Source organism: Thioclava sp. ES.031 (assembly GCF_002563775.1).
Lineage (GTDB): Bacteria > Pseudomonadota > Alphaproteobacteria > Rhodobacterales > Rhodobacteraceae > Thioclava.
The window spans coordinates 722507-741381 of record NZ_PDJO01000001.1; the positions used below are offsets into that span (position 1 = coordinate 722507).

The following is an 18875-nucleotide window of genomic DNA, read 5'->3' on the forward strand; positions in this document are numbered from 1 at the left end:
TCAAATATCTTCGCCTAAGAGCGACTTTCAGGTCTTCGCGACACATTTTGACTTCCCATGAAACATTAATCCAGCCGCGACCTGCGCTGATTGGTGTTGACGCCGAACGAGACAGGTTGGAGCAATCGCCAGAGGCGCTAAGCAAAAGCTTCTGCGAATTTCGGCCCAGATGCACTCCAGAGCAAGCCGTGATTACTGTCTTTCTCGCGTCCCCGGCTGCGCGCTCAAGGTGATCGCGCAGCCGGGGGCGATCATAGCCACGTAACTACCAAAGAGGGGGGCTCGTTTTGCGGCATGGGACATTATCTCGATTCGATATAATTCAATGCCTTGCGGGGAGTGTGGGGTGCTCGACTGACTGCACGGGATGTCGTGATCCGAGCACCCTCAAAGCTGCTCCATGACGTTAGTCGAGCAGGGGCGCTCCCGTCTTTTGCATGCTCGACACTATACATTCAGGCGACGCGATGTCGTTGGTCGAGCACCTTCAGGCTGCGAAACCGCCTGCTCGCATGAAGGGGGCGGCAGTCTTGAAAACGCCGACCGCCTAGCGCGAGGTTCTCTCGTCCGAGATGTGAGGCGCGCAATCACTCAGTGTGCTTTTCATCTTCCGGGCTGGCGCCGTAGCCACCGTCTTCGAAGTAGACATCGTCGGAGATCGGCTGGCTTATGAGCCATTGCGCTTCTTCCTCGGTGAGGGCGCCAAATTCAGCGGCCAGACGCTTGTAGTCGCGAGCGCGTTCAATCAAGACAGGAATGATCGCCGCCGCGCCAAAAGCGATGAACCCGAGCATACCGACGATCTCATGTGCGCCCATGGCGACCTCCATTGAGGGTTTCAATTCCACAAGGAAAGTCCGGAAAAGTCAAAATTTCCGGACTTTGGCTCCGGCGAGAGAGCGTCCGAAAATAGCTTCTCGGCTGCATGGCCTCCCTGTCTACTGAGGGAAAGTATAGCCGTTGCGGTGAATTAATCCGCCTCAAACACCAGTTCCGGTATCACCACCTCCCAAGCATCGCGCTTCAGCATATGGTGAAAGGCCTCGTCACCGTTTTCCTTCCGCCAGCGTAGAATTGCGGCGATTTCGCCTCGGGCAAAACGGGTATTCGGCGGCGGAACAAAACTCTTCGACATTCGACCGAGGCTGCGGCCCTGAGCATCCTTTAGATACCAGCGATCATTATCCTGCGTCAGGGAGATCGCGTTTCCAACATTCGCTTCGAGGATTGCACGCAGGGCGGGGTGACCTGTGCGTTGTCGGCCCGCGAAAGATAGATCGACCATCCGCATCTCTGCCGACTGATAGTGGCGCCGCGGGCCCGGGAAAGCTGTCAAATCCGGATTTGCCGTCCGGCTCACGATAGAGGTCGACTGGGCGGGCAGATATTCGTGATTGTCGTTGCTCATGACGATCAGGTTGCGGCGCGCCCGCGTCATGGCGACGTAGAACAGTCGACGCGGCGCATCCTGATCTTCGTTGCGCGAGGGGCGTTCCCAACCACCATCGAGAATGACAACATCGTCGAATTCGAGCCCCTTGGCCCGATGCGCTGTCAGGAGCTTGAGACCGCGTTGTTCGCCCCAGGCCTCGCGTGACCATTCGGCGAACCATTCGATCACATCCGGTGCCGGTAGGTTTCGACCATCCACTTCTCGCGCGAGCAGGCCAAGACCCTCGCCGATGCGATCGGTCCAGCGCGAGGACGGGATCGCATTGAGAATTTCGGTGAGATCGCCCAGCGAGACGACGCGCCCATGGTCCGCGCGAAGCGCCTCTATGAAGCTCTGCATCTCGCGCATGCGCCACAGCCCGGGCAGTTTTTCGTTCGCGAACTCGACCGGAATGCCGAGCGCTTCCGCAAAGTCGCGCACTGGCGCGAGTTTGCGCCAGTCTCGCGAGATGATTGCGGCCCGCGACCACGTCCAGTCCGGGATCAATTGCGACAGGCGCACCATTTCCTCTAGCGCCGCCATCGCCTGTGCGTCATTTCCTGACGGGCAACTCAGGATCTGTACACGCCCCTGTGCCACAGGATCCAGACTCTCCATAACGCCGCCGGGTGGGGCTTTGGCCCGGTCTTTGTCGACCGTGATGTCGTGACCCAGTTTCATTCGCTCGGAGGCCGCCTCGATCACGGCATTCGCGGCGGTGATGATATGATGGCTCGAGCGATAGTTCTCGGTCAGGAAGAATGGCTTGGCGCTGTAGTCCTGCTCGAATTGTCTGATATGGCGGATGGACGCACCTGCGAAGGAATAGATGTTCTGGTCGTCATCGCCGACGGCAAAAAGGCTGATCCGCAGATCCGGATCTTCTAAGCTCCGCCCGGCCACGGCTGAGATCAGGGCATATTCTTCCGGGCCGACATCCTGATACTCATCGACGAGTATCCAGCGGTAGCCTTGAATGAGAGTGTCGCGCAGCGCCTCAGCTTCGACCTTGTCCAGACCGTCACCGCGAAGCAAGCGCACCGCATCCATCAGGAGCGTGTCGAAGTCTTGGCCCTCCGCACTGGCGCGGCCGGCAAAGCTTGCGCCGACGAGCCGCATTGCGAGCGCATGAATGGTGGAGACGGTCACGAAACGCGCATCGTCGCCGATAAGACGACGAAGACGTTCCCGGATTTCCGCTGCGGCGTGCCGGTTATAGGCAAGAACGAGAATGCCGCTTGGATCCTCGCGCTTGATTTTCACCAGATAGGCGATGCGGTGAACGAGCACGCGGGTCTTGCCCGAGCCTGGCCCGGCAAGGACCAAGACATTTGTCTGCTCGCGTGCGTCCTGAACGATTTTTTCCTGCGTGCTGTTGCCCAAGTCTTCAACGATCTGCTTCCAGACCTCGCCCGTGGCTTGCCGCCGAAATTCGGTCCCGCGCCCCGGCATCCAGCGGCGCATGAACGCGTCGCGATCGAGCACGAAGTAATCGGCCGCCAACCGTTCTGCATCATTGATGCTATTGAGACCTTTCTCGCCATAGGCAGCCATCACATGCGTCTGGATGGTCTGTTCGGTGTAATGATCCTCCAGAGGGGCGAAGTGCTGCGTCGTGAATTGACCGCCCTTCGGATTGAGATGCAGGGTTATGGCGGGACGGAAGACGGATAGCCCTTTGCCCAAAGCCACAACCTGCTGCTCGTGCAACCAGAGCAAGGCGCGATCCATCAGCTTGTTCGGATCGTTGACGGAGCTGCGCAGCATCGCATCGCCGGTGATGGCGCCAAGTAGCGCTCCCAAGGTGGTCTCGACGGCGATATCTTTTCCGCGTAGCCCTTTCTGGACCCGGCCGACGAGATGCTCAAGGAGCCGTTCCGCACCAAGCCGTCGAAGTTCTGCAGTCTTTTCGATCACGGACCATGAGCGTTGCAGCCGCACGAACAGACTCGAACGCGAGGCTTTGCGCAAATGCAGGTTGCCCCGCCCGCCTTCCATGTCGCGCCCGTCCTGTGCCATCCCGCGCAGGAGGCTTTCAACGACATCCGGACGGACCGTGCCGTGGCCCTTCTCCCGCAGTGCCTGGCTCGTCGCGGCAAGATTGAATGCGGATGCTTCGCCATTATCGGCATCGGGTGCGTCCTCGCGCATCTGCGCGATCAGGTCGCGCTCCAACCTCGCTGCAGACTCGAAGCGTGCGCGTGAAGACGTTGCGCCGCCAATATGTATATGGATCGCGATGTTGGTATCGTTATTGGCGATCCCGAGCGCCTCTAGATCAGTCATCGCCTTTCGCAATGCCGGCCCGGTGAGGCCGCTTGCGCCGCTCAGTTGGTCGGTCGAGATACCCTCATCCGCTGGCGCGTTGATGATGTGCTGAACGATGCCGAGAAGTTGCTTCTTGCGATTTCCGGTTATCTCCGCGGCATCGAGGATTTTGCGGACCTGATCGACGCTTCGCACGAGAAGCGAAGCAGGGAAGACCTGAACGCGGTTTTCTTCCCGCCGGAGAAGTGTCGCCTCTTCGAGCCAAGCCACAGCTGTCTTCACGCGGGTGTCTTCGGTGGCGCTGTCTCGCTGGAAATCCCGGTCCTTTTCCTCGTGGACGATTTCGCCTGGGGTGGCGATGACTTCACCCTTTTTGCCCGATCGAACATCGAGCCTTCGGACTGCCTTCAGGATTGCTCCGATCTCGTGACGGGCGAGGCGAGAGCGAGCGCTCAGATTGAACTGCCGGTCGACATCTTCCGAATTGAATAGGAGAATACATTTCGCAGGATCCCGATCTCGTCCCGCACGCCCGGCTTCTTGCAGGTAATTCTCCAGAGAACCCGGCACATCCCCATGCACGACGAGCCGGATGTCGGGTTTGTCGATGCCCATTCCGAAGGCGTTGGTGGCGGCGATCACACGCAACTCACCCACTCGGAACGCTTCCTGGATTTCGCGCTTCTCATCGGCGGTAAGCCCCGCATGATAGCGCTCCGCCGCAAGCCCCTGCTGTCGAAGAAATTCCGCCACACGTTCGGTGGAGTTTCGAGTGGCACAATAGACAACAGCCCCTGAAACCCCGCTTGCCGGTAAATCTTCTTCGAGCGCAGTAAGGATATCGGCCAGCTTCGTCTGCCTCTGAGTTGGCAACACGCTGAAGCTCAGGTTCGTCCGTGATGCGCCACCGTCCAGCAGCGTGAGCTCGCACCCGAGACGCGTGCTGAAATGTTCACGGATGTCCCGAACGACATCGGGTTTCGCCGTGGCGGTCAGACAGAGAACGGGGGCTACGTCTTCGCCCGAGCTTTCCTTGATGAAACGGCTCACATAGCGATAGTCCGGCCTGAAATCATGCCCCCATTTCGAGACGCAATGTGCCTCGTCGAGAACCCAGAGGCCGACTTCGCGCTGGGCGAGCACCGAGCGGACCGAGGTGCTGCGCAATTGCTCAGGCGAGATCAGCAAGATCGCAGCCTCGCCAAGGCGCACCTTGTCCAAGGCGTCTTGCCGTTCCGGAAGCGAAAGCAGGCCGTTTATGGTGACCGCAGTGGAAATTCCGGCTCGTGCAAGGCCCTGGACCTGATCCGCCATGAGCGCGACCAGAGGGGAAATGACAACGGTCAGCGCCCCGGTCTTGTCGAAGCGCGAAAGGGCAGGGATCTGATAGCAGATGGATTTTCCCGTGCCGGTCGGAAGGATCCCGAGAAGGCTTTCGCGTCGCATCGCAGTCTCGACGATGCGTTCCTGAAGGGGGCGCCCGAATTCATCGACAGGCTCCGGACGAAAGCTTTCGAAGCCGAACCAGCGGCTCAGCGCTTGCTTGGGGTCGTTGTGAGCCGCGCAATATTGGCAGGCAGTGTCGTCGCATCTCGTGTCGCGCAAGGTGCGAACGATCCGCGCGGCGTCGCGGAACTGCGCGCGGACCCAAGGGGGCATCACGGAGTCACCGCCCGCAACCGAGATCCAGGACAGTGCATAAGCCAGGGGCCAGCTGAGCGAGCTATCGTCGAGACCCTTCAGAACTTGTGTCCGCTGCGCAGCGCAGGATGACGCCTCAAGCAGGCGTTCGATCGCGTTGCGGGCCTCTGCCAAACCGGGCGTCGGCGCGCCTCGGATTGCCGTGAAAAGCCGATCGAACCCTTCGCTGCGGGGCATCCGGCTACAGAGATAGTGGTAAGCGACCAAGGCATCGGGGGATTGCCGCCCGATCTCCGCGAAGGCGCCGATTTGATTGCCCAAGACTTCAAAGACGAGCCTCGCATCGCACTCGGGGTCATTCACATGCCCGCTCTGCAAGCGTCCGTCCTGATAATGCTTCACCAGGTGGTGGTAGGGATTACGTGGGAAAGCGAGCGGGTTAAGCCAAAGCGTGTCTATTGGAGCTTGGGTGAGACGCGCGAAGCGAGGCGATGCCGCCATCAAATGGGGCAGGTCGTGGCGCAGGATATTATGTCCGATCACGTGGTCGAAGTCGGCGCAGAATTCCTCGAGCCTGGGCAACCCTGCCTCAACGCGGGGCCCGAGGACGAGTGCCTCGCTGCCGATGACGGCGCTGGCCGCTGCAAGGGAAAATATGCGAGCCGTCGATGGGTCGACCTCGAGGTCGATTGCCACACATCGTTCCAGAAATACTGAACCTGTCTTGTCGTTGCCCCAATGCATGCCCGGATGGGATCCGTCTTTTACACGTTAATGTGACGACCCTATCCTCTTTAGGAAGAAAGGAAAGATGTTCGCGCTTTTTTCGTGGTGACTCACAACTGAGGTTTCATTCATCTGCGCGGGAGCCCGGTTGGCGGTGAGCCACCGCCGCTAGTGTATGGGCAGAGAGGCGACCTCAACCAACCCGATCAGAAGGTGCAACGAGTAGGTTATATTGTGCCAGATTCTGTTCAACGATCAGAGAGCAGCTCAGCGATAGGGCGCGCGCTTCCCTTCTTCCACATCGGGTTGAAGGCTCTTTGACCCATCGAGATAAGTGCCGTGCCAACCCCAAAAGCAGCTCGGTGTATCGGCCTTACGAGATCGCCAGCCCGAAATCGCGCGGCGAGATCGCGATATCCGCAATCGTGTAGTTGTCCAGCGTTGCCAAGAAAGCCGCGCGGGCTTCCGCCAAGGGGGAAATCAAACGGCAGGACGCTGTGATCGTGCAATCGCCGCCGCTGCGCATACATTCGACCAGATCGAAATCCGTCTCCATGTGGCGCACAATTGTTCCGACGCCGATCTCTTGGGCGGCACGTGCAAGCCCCAAGCCGCCGGACCGACCGCGTTGTGCAGTCAGAAATTCGCCTCGGGTCAACGCGTTGACAACCTTCATGACCGTGCTTCGGGGCGCATGATAGGCCTCGACGAGATGATCGATCGTGAAACGGCGGTCTTTCATCGACGCCGCATAGATCATGACGCGCAAGGCGAGGTCCGTGGTGTCGTTCAAGCGCATTCGCACATCTCTCCTGATCGGGCTCCCAAGCGACCCGTCTCGTATCACGAGGCCGGACAGAATGTCGCACAGGAAAAACATACCTGTGATTGGCATCTTAATTCGCGGGAGAATAGATGCGGATCATCGGCATGTTTTATAACCTAGGAGACAATGATGGCCAAGCCGCTCTCGGAAAACACACTCGCGATCATCGAAGCCACTGCACCCGTCGTCGCCGAGCACGTCGATCAGATCGTGCCGGTCATGTATCGCAGGCTGCTCGCTGCTCCCGAAATTCGGGCGCTGTTCAACATGTCGCATCAGCATGGCAACTCGCCGCAGCACAAAGCGCTCGCGGGGGCGCTGGTGGCCTATGCGACCCATATCCGGAATCCCGGGGTCTTGGCCGATGCGCTGGAACGGATTGCACAGAAACATGTCGGTTTGCAGATCCTCCCCGAGCATTACCCCCATGTCGGCGAAGCGCTGCTGGGCGCTGTCGCCGAGGTGTTGGGCGAGGCCGCGACCCCCGAGATCCTGAATGCCTGGGGGGAGGCCTACTGGTTCCTTGCCAATACGCTCATCGCGCGGGAGGAAGAGATCTACGCCGGTGCGGAAGAAAAGGACGGCGGCTGGCGCGGGTGGCGGCGCTTCAAGGTTGGTGCGAAGGACAGCGAAACCTCCGAGATCGCGTCCTTCACGCTCTATCCCGTGGATGGGTTGCCTGTTCTCAAGCATCGCCCCGGTCAGTATCTGAGCTTCCGCTTTGCTCCTGCGGAAGGCGAGGAATATCGGCGCAACTACTCGATCTCCTCGGCGCCGGATGGTCAGTCCTACCGCATCACCGTCAAGCGCGAGCCCGGCGGGCGGATTTCCAACTGGCTGCATGATGTGGTCGAGGTCGGCGCCGAGTTAGACGTGGCCGCGCCCGCTGGCGAGTTCTTCCTCGATCCCGCAGACAAGCGAGAGGTGGTTCTGCTGTCAGGCGGCGTTGGCCTCACTCCGATGATCTCGATGCTGGAGAGCTACGGCGGCGGCGATCTGCGGATGGTCTATGTCCACGCGACGCGGAACGGCCAGTCCCATGCGCTTGCCGCGACCTCCCGCGCGAAGGCGCATGAGAGCCACGTCTTCTACGAGGTGCCGGAAAAGAGTGATGTCGCAAACGGGGTTCATACCGGCCGCGTCGATCCGAACTGGCTCGTGCAGATCAGCGATCCGGCCAGGGCGGACTATTTCATCTGTGGCCCGACGGGATTCATGCAGGAGATGGTTTCCGGCCTGAAGGCTGCAAACGTTCCAGACGCTCGCATCCACTATGAGTTCTTCGGTCCCGCTGCCGCGCAGATCGGTTGATACCCCACCCCGGCGCTCTATCCGTCGAGCGCCGGGGCGCCGCTCTATGTGACCAGAGCTGCTTTGAAGAGATGTCGGTGTCTTGCGAGGGAGACTCACCGATCTGTTGCGCGCAGTTTTAGTATGCGGCGCGCGCAGCGCAGATCGAGCGGTAAGGTTTCACTCTGGCGCTTCCACCAAGATCTTCACCTGGGATTTCTCCGCGACGAGCGCCTCGAAACCTTGCTCCACGATTTCGTCGATCTTGATCCGCTTGGTCACCAGCTTGTCGGCGCTGAAATAGCCCTGCACCATCAGCTCCATCACCGCCGGATATACATTGCGGTAAGCGATGGTGCCCTGCAGTTGGCGCTCTTTCAGAACGGCCGTATTGGGTTGGAAGGAAGCGTCCCCCTCCCAGATCGAGACGATCAGCGTCTGACCTTCGTGGCGGGTGCTGTCGATGCATTGCGGCAGAACGCGCGGCACGCCGGTCACTTCGAAAGCGACATGAACACCGCCGGTGGCGTCACGAATTTTCGCGACGGGGTCTTCCGCCGTCGGGTCGATGGCGCTGGTGGCGCCGAGTTCGAGCGCTTTTTCGCGGCGTTCAACTGAGGGTTCTACGACATGGATCTGGGCCGCGCCCGCGACGCGCAGTGCCTCGACGACCAAAAGCCCGATCGGCCCCGCGCCGAAGACAGCAGCCGTGTCCCCGGCCTTGATCTTCGACATGCGCACCGCATGCAGCGCGACGGCGGCGGGCTCGACCAACGCGCCCTGTTCCATCGATAGCGCGTCGGGCATCTTGTGAACCATCCGTGCGGGCACAACCGAGGTCGCTGCGAAACCGCCATGCCCCCCGGAGAGCCCGACAAAACCGAGGCTGTCGCAGAGGTTGTATTTGCCCTCAAGGCAGGCGGCGCAGGTGCCGCAGGCGAAGATCGGCTCGATCGCGACACGGTCGCCGATGTTAAGTCCCGTGACGCCTTCTCCCAGCTCCGCCACGGTCCCGCAATATTCGTGCCCCATGGTGATCGGCGCCTTATCATGGCTGAGCGGATGATCCTGCTCAACCGGGACGAAGATCGGGCCCGCCAAATATTCGTGCAGATCGGACCCGCAGATCCCGGTCCATGCGACCTTGATCGCGACCTCTCCGGGACCGGGGGTAGGGGTGTCGATTTCCTCGACGCGAATGTCTTTCACGCCGTGCCAACGTGCAGCTTTCATGGAATGTCTCCGTTCAATGGGAAAAGTTCTCCCGGCCCGTGAGGGGGCCGGGATAGGGATGAGGTCAGGAGAGGTGGTGGACCCGCTGGAGCCCGTAGACCGGCGTCTCCAGCCCCTCCAGCCGCGCTTTCAGTTGCAGCGCGAGATAGAGCGAGTAATGCCGCGATTGGTGCAGGTTGCCGCCCATGAACCACAGATGCTCCTGCTGGGTCGGCTTCCACATATTGCGCTGTTCGCCTTCCCACGGGCCGGGATCCTTGGTCGTGTCCGAGCCAAGCCCCCAGACCTTGCCAACCTTGTCGGCGACCTCTTGGCTGATCAGATCGGCTGCCCAACCGTTCATCGAGCCGTAGCCCGTTGCGAAGACCACCAGATCGGTGGGCAAGCGCGTGCCATCGGCAAGCACCACTGCGTCCTCCTCGAAATGATCGACCTGACCCTTGGCCAGCTTCACCTCGCCATCGATGATCAGCTGGCTGGCGCCCACGTCGATGTAATAGCCCGAGCCGCGGCGCAGATATTTCATGAACAGCCCCGAGCCGTCATCGCCCCAGTCCAGATCAAAGCCCGCCTTTTCCAGTCCTGCATAGAACTCCGCATCGCGCTCGCGCATCTGGTCATAAAGCGGGATCTGGAACTCATGCATGATCTTGTAGGGCAGGGAGGCGAAGATCATGTCCGCCTTCTCGGTTGTGACTCCGTTGGCGAGCGCCTCTTCCGAGTAGAGCGCGCCGAGCCCGATCTCCATCAGCGAGTCCGAGCGCACGATATGGGTGGAGGATCGCTGCACCATGGTCACATCCGCATCGCCTTCCCAGAGCGCTGCGCAAATGTCATGGGCGGAGTTGTTCGAGCCGATCACGACCACTTTCTTGCCGGCCCACGGGTCGGGCCCCTCATGCTGCGACGAGTGCTGGATCGTGCCCTTGAAATCATCCATGCCGGGGAAATGCGGCATGTTCGGCTTGCCAGACATTCCGGTCGCGAGCACAAGCTGCGTCGGCTCCAGAGTCACCGTCTCTCCGTCACGATTGACCTCGACCGTCCACTTGCCGGTGGCCTCGTCATAGCTGGCGCGCGTCACCTCGGAGCGCGTCCAGTAATTGATCTCCATCACCTTGGTATACATCTCGAGCCAGTCGCCGACCTTGTCCTTGGGCGTGAAAACGGGCCAGTTGTCGGGGAACTTGATGTAGGGCAGATGGTCATACCAGATCGGGTCATGCAGGCAGAGCGACTTGTAACGGCTCCGCCACTGGTCGCCCGGCCGGTCATGCTTATCCAGCACGATCGCAGGCACGCCAAGCTGGCGCAGCCGCGCGCCCAGCGCGATCCCGCCCTGTCCGCCGCCAACGATCAGCACGTAAGGCTGCGTGCCATAGCCGAGATCGGCTTCTTCCGCCTCGCGGCGCTCCTTCCACGAGGTCCGGTTCTTGCGCGCGCCATGTTCAGCGCCCATCGGACGGCGCGTGCCGCGGTTTTCCTCAAAGCCTTTGAGTTCCTGAAGCGCGGTCAGCAGCGTCCAGATGCGGCCATCTCGGATGCGCATCAGGCCCCAGCCGCGGCCCGACTTCGTCTCGAAAGTGACCCAGACGGTGATCACGCCTCCCTCCTCGGCGGGGATCTCGCCCGACTGGATCTCGAAATTGCCGGGGCGGGTGTGCTCGAGCTGGTTTCTCAGCATGTCGGCCACGCCGTCCGGCCCTTCCACGGTTTTCAGGTTCCAGCTGACTGCGACGAGGTCGCGCCAGTAGCTGTCGGTCGCAAACAGCGCGGCCGCGCGGTCGATATCGCCGCTCTCCAGCGCGGCGTTGAGGCTGTCCAGCATGTCCTGGGTCTGGGTGTTGATGGTGGTATCAAGCATCGCGTCTCCTCCTCTGCGCGTGTCTCTAGGAGGAGTATCGGCGCGTGATCGCTGAGCGATCCATGGTCGCGACGCGTGCAAAGGGAGGAAAAGCGACTGCTGCGGCGCGGCATGTTGCGCGCGCAACAAGGGCGCAACAGATCACTCGGGCGGACGCAACCCGGCCTTGCGAATCCGGCGCAGGATGGTGGAGCGGTTGACCCCGAGCCGCCGGGCGGCGCGCGCCATGTTCCACTCGCAGGCGTCCAAAACCTCCTCGAGCGTGTCCCACGGGTCACTCGGTGCGGGCAGAGCCTTCTCGATTTGCGGGGTTACTTCGAGGGGGGCAGGCAGGTCGAGTAGGTCGATCACCGATCCGACGCAGAGCGCCGCCGCCACGTCGAGAACTTGTTCGAGCTCGCGGATATTGCCGGGCCAGCTACGTCCCAGCAATTCGGCCCGCGCCGAGGGCGACAGCCGAACCGCGTCGCCGGCGTGACGGCGCAGATGACGCGACATCAGCCAGTCGAGATCGCGCCGCATCCGCAGTGGCGGCACGTTGAGCACACCCCCTGCGAGCCGATGGAATAGCGGGCGGGGCAGCGCGATCTGGCTGGGCTCAAAGCAGCTCGTCGCGAGTGTTCGCAATTCGGGGCGCCGGTCAAGGAGCCCGCCGAGCGCGATCGCCGTCTCCGGAGCGATCTCTTCGATCCGGCGTAGCAGGAGCGTCGTCGGCCCCATCGCCTCGGCGCAGCTTTGCATCAGCGTTTGCGGATCGAGCCCTGCGCATTCGAGGCTGATAAACCCTTGCGCCTTGCTGGTCATGTGGATCGCTCGGGCGAGTTTTGTCTTTCCGGTGCCGGTCTCACCACAGATCAGCAGGGGCACTGTGCCTGGCGCCAGCCGCTCAGCCTGTCCGATCAAACGATTCATCTCCGGATCGCCCCCGGTCAGACCCGCGAGCGGCCCGCCCCGGCTCATTCCCTGATGGGGACGACGTGGCGATTTCGGTGCGATCGCATGGCCAAACAACGCCCCGCCATCGCGCATCTCGATCACCCGCTCCTCGGTCGGGCGGTCACGCATCAGGTCGGGCAGGTCATCGACGCTGATGCTGAGCACCTCATCGATCCCGCGCCCGAGGATCGGGGCGCCTTCGGGAAACAACCGCCGCGCGGCGCGGGTATAGCCCAGCACGCGACCGGAGCCATCGAGCCGCACAGCGGCCTCGGGATCGACATCGAGGAACTCAGGGCTGGCGGACAGGCGCAGCACCCAGTCGCGCGGGCTCTCGGCCATCAGGTTGGCCATCTCGACCCGTCGTGCCGCAGAGGTCACGAGGTTCATCGCGAGGTTCTGGCTGCTCTTGGGCGTGGGCGAGCGCAAAAGCGAAATGTCGAGAACCGCCGCCAATTGCCCGAGACTGTCGAAGATCGGCGCGGCGGTGCAGGACAAAACAGTATGGGCGTTTCCGAAATGGTCGTCCTGATGCACGGTCACAGGCTCTTGCGTCACGATGCAAGCTCCGACACCGCAGGTTCCGGCCAGATCCTCAGACCAGTTCGATCCCAGATAGAGCCCCGCGCTGCGCAGGTCTTCGGTGAAGAGATCGTCGCCGAAGAAATCGACACAGACCCCTTTGGCATCGGTCAGCAGTAACACGTAATTCTGTCCTGCCACCTGCCGGAAGAGCGACTGCAACCCGGAGCGCGCCGCGGCGATCATCCATTCCGCCTGCTTGCGATGATCGCGCAGCTCTGCCTCGGTCACGATATGGGCAGGGTCGGAGCGCGTCGGATCCATGCCGTATAGCTCGACACAACGCCGCCAAGAGGCCGAAACGAAACTGTCCCGCCCGGTCTGGCTGCCGTCCAGCACCCGTCCGATTTCCTCGACATGCCCTGCATCTCTCATGGCGCGTCGCCTCCCAGGAGGGACGATAGCACAGACCGCGCTTTAGACTGGAATAGAAATTGGTCGTCGAGAATGGAGTGCCGATGCGGAGCTCGGGCGAGTGAGCTCCTAGGGTGAAGGCGCGGGATCTCTTCGCCTTTCTGCAGCGGGGCTTCTCCGATTGAGTACCCTTCATGGAGCTCGCTTCCCCGAGTGCGGGACCTCGGGCAATCTTCGAACGGAGGCCATCAGGATAGGCACTCGATGGATTTTCGCACGCAGACTTCTCTCACATCGCCAGAGCAAAGATCGGGGTTCTCTGCTCTGTTTTCGCAAGGGGGCCAGATACTGCAGTTTCTGGTCTACCCGGTCGGCCGCCGCAATGAATCGTCGACCCACGGCATGTGGCAGCTCAGTCCACTGCCCCGAGCCAGCCAGCGCTATCCGTTTGTCGCATGAGGGAGGTCAGGTGTTTTTCGCACCGCGCGGACGTGTGGCCCGGCTGAAATTGTTGAAGAGCTCTTCGGGGGTCGTGTTTTGCAGGGCGATCTCGAAAAGATCGCGGGCAGGAACTTCGAGCGCGTCCGCGAGGGCGATCAGTTCGATCACGTCGATACGCCGCTGACCGGTTTCGATGTTTGCGACCGTAGCCGGGAGACAGCCGAGTTTTTTCGCAAGGTCGCGTTGGGTGAGCCCACTTTCATGGCGCGCTTTTATGAGGGCGTCCGTGAGCGCTGACCTGCCTCGCGCGAGAGCACTTTTTATACGCGCTCAAGTTCCGAGATGAGCCGATCCTCGCGCGGATCGTCATGCCAGCATCGGAGCGTTTCGAGTTTCCAGATGTTCGTGCGAACGCACCGCGCGACGAAGACTTCGCCGCCGAGCGGCTCTCGCGCGAAGGAAATTGGTCTCCGAATTTTTCCGGCAGGACCTCCGCTCGTATTTTCGCATCATTCTTCGACTGGGATCGTCTCATCCAGACCGTCGATCGCTCGCACTTTCCGCAGAAGCGCTGGAGTGATTTGCTTTGAGAAATTCGCGAAATACCTCCACGCCCCCCATATCGTCCGCAATCCAAAGACCATTCCCGACAGGTTTGACCTATCCGGATGTGGCGCGCTTGACGCATTCGCCTATCCCGGGATACCGTCTCACCATGAACACCCAAACCACCACGTTGGAGATTACCTGCTCGATATCGTGAGCAGTGCCCTTAACCGGGTGCATATCGGTGTCGAGATTTCAGTCAGGTCATTTCTCAAACGGTGGTGATAGCCATGCCGCAAAAGCGCGTTCAAGTTCTCTTTCAAAAGCCAATCTCTTCCAGCCATTCAAGGCAATCAGTTACAAATGCGGTCAACGGAGACTTCGCGATCCGAAGCGGACGCATGTTCCCGCCAGACGCGGATGATGTCGAAGTCGACGACTTCTTTGCTGAGGACGAAGATCTATGGAAAGCTGGCGAACGAAGACGCCGGATCAATCGCGCTGTCGAGCGACTTGTCGATCAGAAGTTCAATGGCACCTTCGAGGTCGACAAGAATATCAGCGATAGGTCCGTCAAACGGCTGCATCACCTTTATACGCATGGGGCCAGACTTGCGGGTCCGGAAACCGCGGAGTCCGTCTATGAACTTGCGGCTTCTTTGCATGCGGAGGCGCCATGGCTCGACCAGGTGTCGACCTCGATCATGAACCAAGGGCTCGCACATGTCGCCTCTGGAGGCGTCGGGCTGCGTTTCGATCCGATGATCCTCGTCGGTGCTCCGGGATGCGGGAAGACGCATTTCGCGCGGCTGGTCGCTGATCTTGCGCGAACGCCGCGCGAGATCATCGATGTTGGCGCAGGCGGGGCCGGGTTCAGGATCGCAGGCGTTGAACATGGCTGGGCCTCCGCGAGGTCAGGTGTTCCGGTAGAATTGATCACTGCAACCGCGGTTGCAAATCCGGTGATCGTTGTGGATGAGGTTTGCAAGGCTGGCGGTGCAATTAACTCAAGTTACAGGTCTGCGACATCTCTCACAACATCGCTTCTACAGGTCCTCGAGAGATCGAGCGCGGAACACTTCACTTGTCCATTTTTGCGCACGCGCATCGATATGAGCCATGTGAACTGGATCCTGACCGCCAATTACGAGCACCAGATTCCAGCTCCGCTTCTCGACCGGTGCCAGGTTTTCCGGGTCGATGTGAGTAAGCCTGCGCACCTCGTGGCGTTCTTCAAGCGTGCGGCCGGGGATGATGTGGAGCATGATGAGATGGAACGCGTGCGCGTGTTCGTAGAGGAGATGTGCGAGATCGGGAGGCCGCCAAGCCTGCGCCAGATGGGCCGAATGGCGCGCACAATGCGTCAATGCGGCCGTCGTAACCTATTGTAGTTGCGTATGGTTTTTGAGTTTACCGCGGTAAACTGAGTGAGCTTAAACGCCTCTTCGTTGGAATTGTGTAGGTGGCTCTGGTCCGAGTTTACCGCGGTAAACTGAGCGCTCTTGAACCCTCGGTCTTGGAGTTGTGCGTGTAGTTCTGGCCCGAGTTTACCGCGGTAAACTTGTGCCGTTGCAAATGGAGGCATCAGATGAAAAACGGCGTGCTCATCACAGCGGATCTGCATCTTGATATGTGGCTCGAGGCAGGACGCAATCCGTTCGATCTCTTCGGAAACCGCGGTTTCGATGCGATGATCATCGCAGGTGATCTGACGAACAAGCCGAAGGTGAGATGGAAGCAGGCGCTCGAGATCATCGGTCAGTGCATCGATCTTGAGCGTGTATTCATCGTTCCTGGCAACCACGACTACTATCATCACGCGTTGGACGGTGACGATCGGCTCGAGCAGATCGCGCGCGACGCTGGGGCAAACTTCGCTCAGAAGCGGGAGATCATCTTCGGCAACAAGCGCTACCTGTGCTGCACGCTCTGGACGGACTTCCAGGAGGGACAAGGAACTCTCGAGAGTCGTGATCTTGATGCCCGGGCGAAGATGAACGATTACCGCTACATCCGGGTTGCCTCTGCCGGATACAGGAAAGCTCGGCCGGCTGATACGATCGCGAGACACCGCGAGCATCTCTCTTGGCTGCGCTCAAAGCTGGTGGAGCGTTTTGATGGGGAAACCGCGGTGGTTACCCATCACGCGCCGATCGCCGATGTGCTGCCGGCTGGCCAGAAACTCAGCTGGTGCTATGCGAGCGATCTGAAGGATCTCATCCTAGAATATCAGCCGGCCGATTGGTTCTTCGGGCATACGCATCACCGAACTGAGCTCCTTGTCGGTAAGACGCGGATCATGAACGTGTCGATCGGATATCCGTTGCAGAACATGGGTGGCGCTGCGGGAGGTAGAAAGCCTCGGATGAGGGTGTATCCGAGGGCGCGTCGCGTGTGAGTTTAGATTTGATGTGCGAAGGACGGGCCGGGCATCGCCGTGCAAATGCTGCAAGAACCGCGGTTTCGACGATAGCGCTGGTCTCTGTGGCTACGGAACGCATGCGCCTAGACCAGCGAGACGGCTCTTCCGGCGCCTAGCTGCGCTGAAAGGCGCAGGCCCCTCCCTTTTGCTCGCTCCTATGCGATCGCATTCCAGAGAACATGAAGAGCCATGTAGCTCACGAGCAGAGAGCCGATGGTGTAGAGGACCGCCCGGATTTCGCGAGTTTGGTGCGTCGCATAAGCCAAGAAGTGCGCGATCCTTGTGGCAACAAACGCAAACATCAGAGCCTCTGCCACCCGACGCGCGGGGTCGACCATGATGAACAGGAAACCCGCTACCCAGAAGACCGGAATATTCTCGAGGTCGTTTTGATGTATGCGCCGAGACCGATCAAAATAGCCGTTGACCCCAAGTTGGGCGGGGGGGGGGCGACGGCGTTACTGGGAGCGACAATATAGGGGGCGTAAGCTTTCGACATGTCGTCTCGAAGCTGGTCGCGGCTCTCGCATGCCAGCGCGGACCAGGATTTTTCGAGGTCGGATATTTGAAGCGTGCTGGTGGTGGGGGCATGGTCGTCAGCATCGCGGCGTGGTTTCGCGAAATTTGTTTGAGATTTCTGAGCTGTTTGTTGTTTCTTGAGCGTCTTGGTTCTTTGTTGTTGAATTAGGTAGGTATGAAGGTGATTTTTGTTAAAGTTTGTTTTGATTGAATTTTGGATTTTTTCTTACTTTCCTGCATGATGGCTTGGCTGCCCTACACTGCAGCCTTTTGGCCTCAAAGACGGATAAGCCAGTCAAACCTACCAAGGCTCTGGCATATCGTCTTGATCGTCGGACGGGGAGGCCGCGTCACTTGGTAGGCCACGCAGGATCGCCCTTGCGCGCGCCAGAGGGTCCTCGATCCGGCGCGCCTCGATGGCCGCGATTTCGCGCTCCAGTCTCTCGAAAATCGGGGCATAAATTGGTTTTTCCAGCATCAGTTCGGCGACCTGCAGCCGGGCTTTCATGAGCCGCTCGAGAAGCTCTTCGTCGGCCTTGGTGAACCCAGTTGCACGATGAGATTTTCGCATATTCGGCGCAAAAGGACGCTGGGCCATGGCATGCATCTCCTGAGACCGCGCGAGCGAGGCTCGGCGGGGACGGGTAAGGTGATCCGGGGCGGATCTGGTGATGCGTTCAGTCTAAGTGCCGAGGCTGAAAAAAACGGATTCTCGATTTTTTAGGAAGTAGAGAAAATTTCGCCGGAGCTCATTGCCGCTCGTTTTCGGGAGCGCCTAGCGCTAGCGCTAGCGGTTGCACTGTGTCGCTTTTTCTTTCTATCTGTGAGCTTTCGATGGAAAGATTTTCGCACATGGCCTTTTTCGAGATCCTGAGAGCCGAACGCGTGGGGCGCGGGCTTACGCAGGCCGAACTCGCCTCCCGCGCCAATATCAGCATCCCGACGGTGCGCGCCCTGGAGACCGGGGCAGGCACGATCCTCACGCTCGAGGCCGTCTTGCCGATCCTTGGCTTACGCTGGCGTGTCACTGAGCCCGCGGAACATATGGGACGTGTGCTCGCGGAGCGGCGGCGTGCGCACGGGTTTTCGCAGCAGGCTCTCGCCCGCAAGATCGGCTGCAGCCGCGTGAGGATAATTGCCTTGGAGGCAGAGTTCTCCGGACGGGTTGCGACGCTTGCCGCGGCCTTGCGACTGCTCCGCCTCCGCAACCCACTGGAACGGAGCGATCTCGCGAAAGGACGCGGGTTGGCGCCGCCTAAGAATGAGGCGGAACAGGACCGGGTCATGACCCCGCCTGACCTCGCCAAGGCGATCATCGAACATTTTTCGCATGCGATGGCCGGGCGAGTCCTCGATCCGTCGCGCGGGGAAGGGGCGTTCTTCGATCATTTCCCGGATCACGTGGAGCCCCACTGGTGCGAGATCAGTGAAGGGCGCGACTTTCTGTCTTGGTCCGATCGCGTGGAGTGGGTTGTCACCAATCCTCCCTGGTCCGAGCTTAGGACATTTACGCGACACGCTATGCAGGTCTCGGAAAATGTCGTTTGGCTCGCGCCACTCACGAACCTGACGACGAAGGCGCGGTTGCGGGATCTCCAGGAGGCCGGATTCGGAATTGCGGAATTGCTCTTCGTCGACACACCGAAGAGCTGGCCACAAAGCGGCTTTCAGATCGTCGCGGCCCATTTGAAGAAAGGGTATTCGGGGCATTGGAAGGTCGCCCAGCTTCGAGGGGGAGGGGGCGCACAAGCCTCTTAGTGTCCCCCGCAATTTCTCTTCTGCCGACCCTGGTTCA

At 60.3% G+C, this 18875-nt stretch carries 13 protein-coding genes and 1 pseudogene; 5 read left to right on the plus strand and 9 right to left on the minus strand.

Annotated features, from left to right (window positions below):
• Positions 1-587: 587 nt before the first annotated feature.
• From AXZ77_RS03600 to AXZ77_RS03610, 3 genes are all read right to left on the minus strand, one after another.
• Positions 588-818, minus strand: coding sequence for a hypothetical protein (locus AXZ77_RS03600; protein ID WP_141536215.1), 231 nt, complete (start codon positions 816-818; stop codon positions 588-590).
• A gap of 152 nt (positions 819-970) precedes the next feature.
• Entirely contained in the window at positions 971-6085 is a 5115-nt protein-coding gene (locus AXZ77_RS03605) for a RecQ family ATP-dependent DNA helicase (protein WP_098410068.1), read from the minus strand.
• A gap of 355 nt (positions 6086-6440) precedes the next feature.
• Positions 6441-6866, minus strand: a complete 426-nt coding sequence (locus AXZ77_RS03610; protein ID WP_098410069.1) for an Rrf2 family transcriptional regulator — start codon at positions 6864-6866, stop codon at positions 6441-6443.
• A 156-nt stretch (positions 6867-7022) separates the two neighbouring features.
• Between AXZ77_RS03610 and hmpA the strand changes: the two genes are divergently transcribed.
• On the plus strand, positions 7023-8204 hold the full coding sequence (gene hmpA, locus AXZ77_RS03615; RefSeq protein WP_098410070.1) for an NO-inducible flavohemoprotein: 1182 nt from the start codon (positions 7023-7025) through the stop codon (positions 8202-8204).
• 159 nt (positions 8205-8363) lie between these two features.
• On the opposite strand, the gene AXZ77_RS03620 is transcribed toward hmpA, so the two are convergent.
• The 4 genes from AXZ77_RS03620 to AXZ77_RS03635 all read right to left on the minus strand — a co-directional run bounded on the left by AXZ77_RS03620 (position 8364) and on the right by AXZ77_RS03635 (position 13917).
• Positions 8364-9416: a 2,3-butanediol dehydrogenase gene (locus AXZ77_RS03620; protein ID WP_098410071.1), complete on the minus strand. Its 1053-nt coding sequence runs from the start codon at positions 9414-9416 to the stop codon at positions 8364-8366.
• Positions 9417-9480: 64 nt separating this feature from the next.
• Positions 9481-11280: an NAD(P)/FAD-dependent oxidoreductase gene (locus AXZ77_RS03625; RefSeq protein ID WP_098410072.1), complete on the minus strand. Its 1800-nt coding sequence runs from the start codon at positions 11278-11280 to the stop codon at positions 9481-9483.
• Positions 11281-11421: 141 nt separating this feature from the next.
• Positions 11422-13173, minus strand: coding sequence for a sigma-54-dependent Fis family transcriptional regulator (locus AXZ77_RS03630; RefSeq protein WP_098410073.1), 1752 nt, complete (start codon positions 13171-13173; stop codon positions 11422-11424).
• A gap of 444 nt (positions 13174-13617) precedes the next feature.
• Entirely contained in the window at positions 13618-13917 is a 300-nt protein-coding gene (locus tag AXZ77_RS03635) for a helix-turn-helix domain-containing protein (protein WP_098410074.1), read from the minus strand.
• Positions 13918-13961: 44 nt separating this feature from the next.
• Between AXZ77_RS03635 and AXZ77_RS19250 the strand changes: the two genes are divergently transcribed.
• The 3 genes from AXZ77_RS19250 to AXZ77_RS03645 all read left to right on the plus strand — a co-directional run bounded on the left by AXZ77_RS19250 (position 13962) and on the right by AXZ77_RS03645 (position 16537).
• Positions 13962-14183, plus strand: coding sequence for a hypothetical protein (locus AXZ77_RS19250; RefSeq protein ID WP_141536216.1), 222 nt, complete (start codon positions 13962-13964; stop codon positions 14181-14183).
• Positions 14184-14429: 246 nt separating this feature from the next.
• Positions 14430-15530 (plus strand): AAA family ATPase, encoded by a 1101-nt coding sequence (locus tag AXZ77_RS03640; protein WP_098410075.1) that lies wholly within the window; start codon positions 14430-14432, stop codon positions 15528-15530.
• Positions 15531-15727: 197 nt separating this feature from the next.
• Positions 15728-16537: a metallophosphoesterase gene (locus AXZ77_RS03645; RefSeq protein ID WP_098410076.1), complete on the plus strand. Its 810-nt coding sequence runs from the start codon at positions 15728-15730 to the stop codon at positions 16535-16537.
• Between the two features lie 179 nt (positions 16538-16716).
• Here the strand turns inward: AXZ77_RS03645 and AXZ77_RS19820 are convergent.
• Positions 16717-16974, minus strand: a pseudogene (locus AXZ77_RS19820) (MAPEG family protein); the annotation flags it as partial.
• A 407-nt stretch (positions 16975-17381) separates the two neighbouring features.
• On the minus strand, positions 17382-17678 hold the full coding sequence (locus AXZ77_RS03655; protein WP_098410078.1) for a hypothetical protein: 297 nt from the start codon (positions 17676-17678) through the stop codon (positions 17382-17384).
• A 254-nt stretch (positions 17679-17932) separates the two neighbouring features.
• On the opposite strand from AXZ77_RS03655, the gene AXZ77_RS19670 reads away from it, so the two are divergent.
• Positions 17933-18838, plus strand: coding sequence for a helix-turn-helix transcriptional regulator (locus tag AXZ77_RS19670; protein ID WP_218000467.1), 906 nt, complete (start codon positions 17933-17935; stop codon positions 18836-18838).
• Positions 18839-18875 lie beyond the last annotated feature (37 nt).

Excerpts from the sequence above, each read along its gene's own strand:
- AXZ77_RS03600 (WP_141536215.1), bottom strand. The coding sequence starts at position 818 with ATGGGCGCACATGAGATCGTCGGTATGCTCGGGTTCATCGCTTTTGGC.
- AXZ77_RS03605 (WP_098410068.1), bottom strand. The coding sequence starts at position 6,085 with ATGCATTGGGGCAACGACAAGACAGGTTCAGTATTTCTGGAACGATGT.
- AXZ77_RS03610 (WP_098410069.1), bottom strand. The coding sequence starts at position 6,866 with ATGCGCTTGAACGACACCACGGACCTCGCCTTGCGCGTCATGATCTAT.
- hmpA (WP_098410070.1), top strand. The coding sequence starts at position 7,023 with ATGGCCAAGCCGCTCTCGGAAAACACACTCGCGATCATCGAAGCCACT.
- AXZ77_RS03620 (WP_098410071.1), bottom strand. The coding sequence starts at position 9,416 with ATGAAAGCTGCACGTTGGCACGGCGTGAAAGACATTCGCGTCGAGGAA.
- AXZ77_RS03625 (WP_098410072.1), bottom strand. The coding sequence starts at position 11,280 with ATGCTTGATACCACCATCAACACCCAGACCCAGGACATGCTGGACAGC.
- AXZ77_RS03630 (WP_098410073.1), bottom strand. The coding sequence starts at position 13,173 with ATGAGAGATGCAGGGCATGTCGAGGAAATCGGACGGGTGCTGGACGGC.
- AXZ77_RS19250 (WP_141536216.1), top strand. The coding sequence starts at position 13,962 with ATGCCAGCATCGGAGCGTTTCGAGTTTCCAGATGTTCGTGCGAACGCA.
- AXZ77_RS03640 (WP_098410075.1), top strand. The coding sequence starts at position 14,430 with ATGCCGCAAAAGCGCGTTCAAGTTCTCTTTCAAAAGCCAATCTCTTCC.
- AXZ77_RS03645 (WP_098410076.1), top strand. The coding sequence starts at position 15,728 with ATGAAAAACGGCGTGCTCATCACAGCGGATCTGCATCTTGATATGTGG.
- AXZ77_RS03655 (WP_098410078.1), bottom strand. The coding sequence starts at position 17,678 with ATGGCCCAGCGTCCTTTTGCGCCGAATATGCGAAAATCTCATCGTGCA.
- AXZ77_RS19670 (WP_218000467.1), top strand. The coding sequence starts at position 17,933 with ATGGCCTTTTTCGAGATCCTGAGAGCCGAACGCGTGGGGCGCGGGCTT.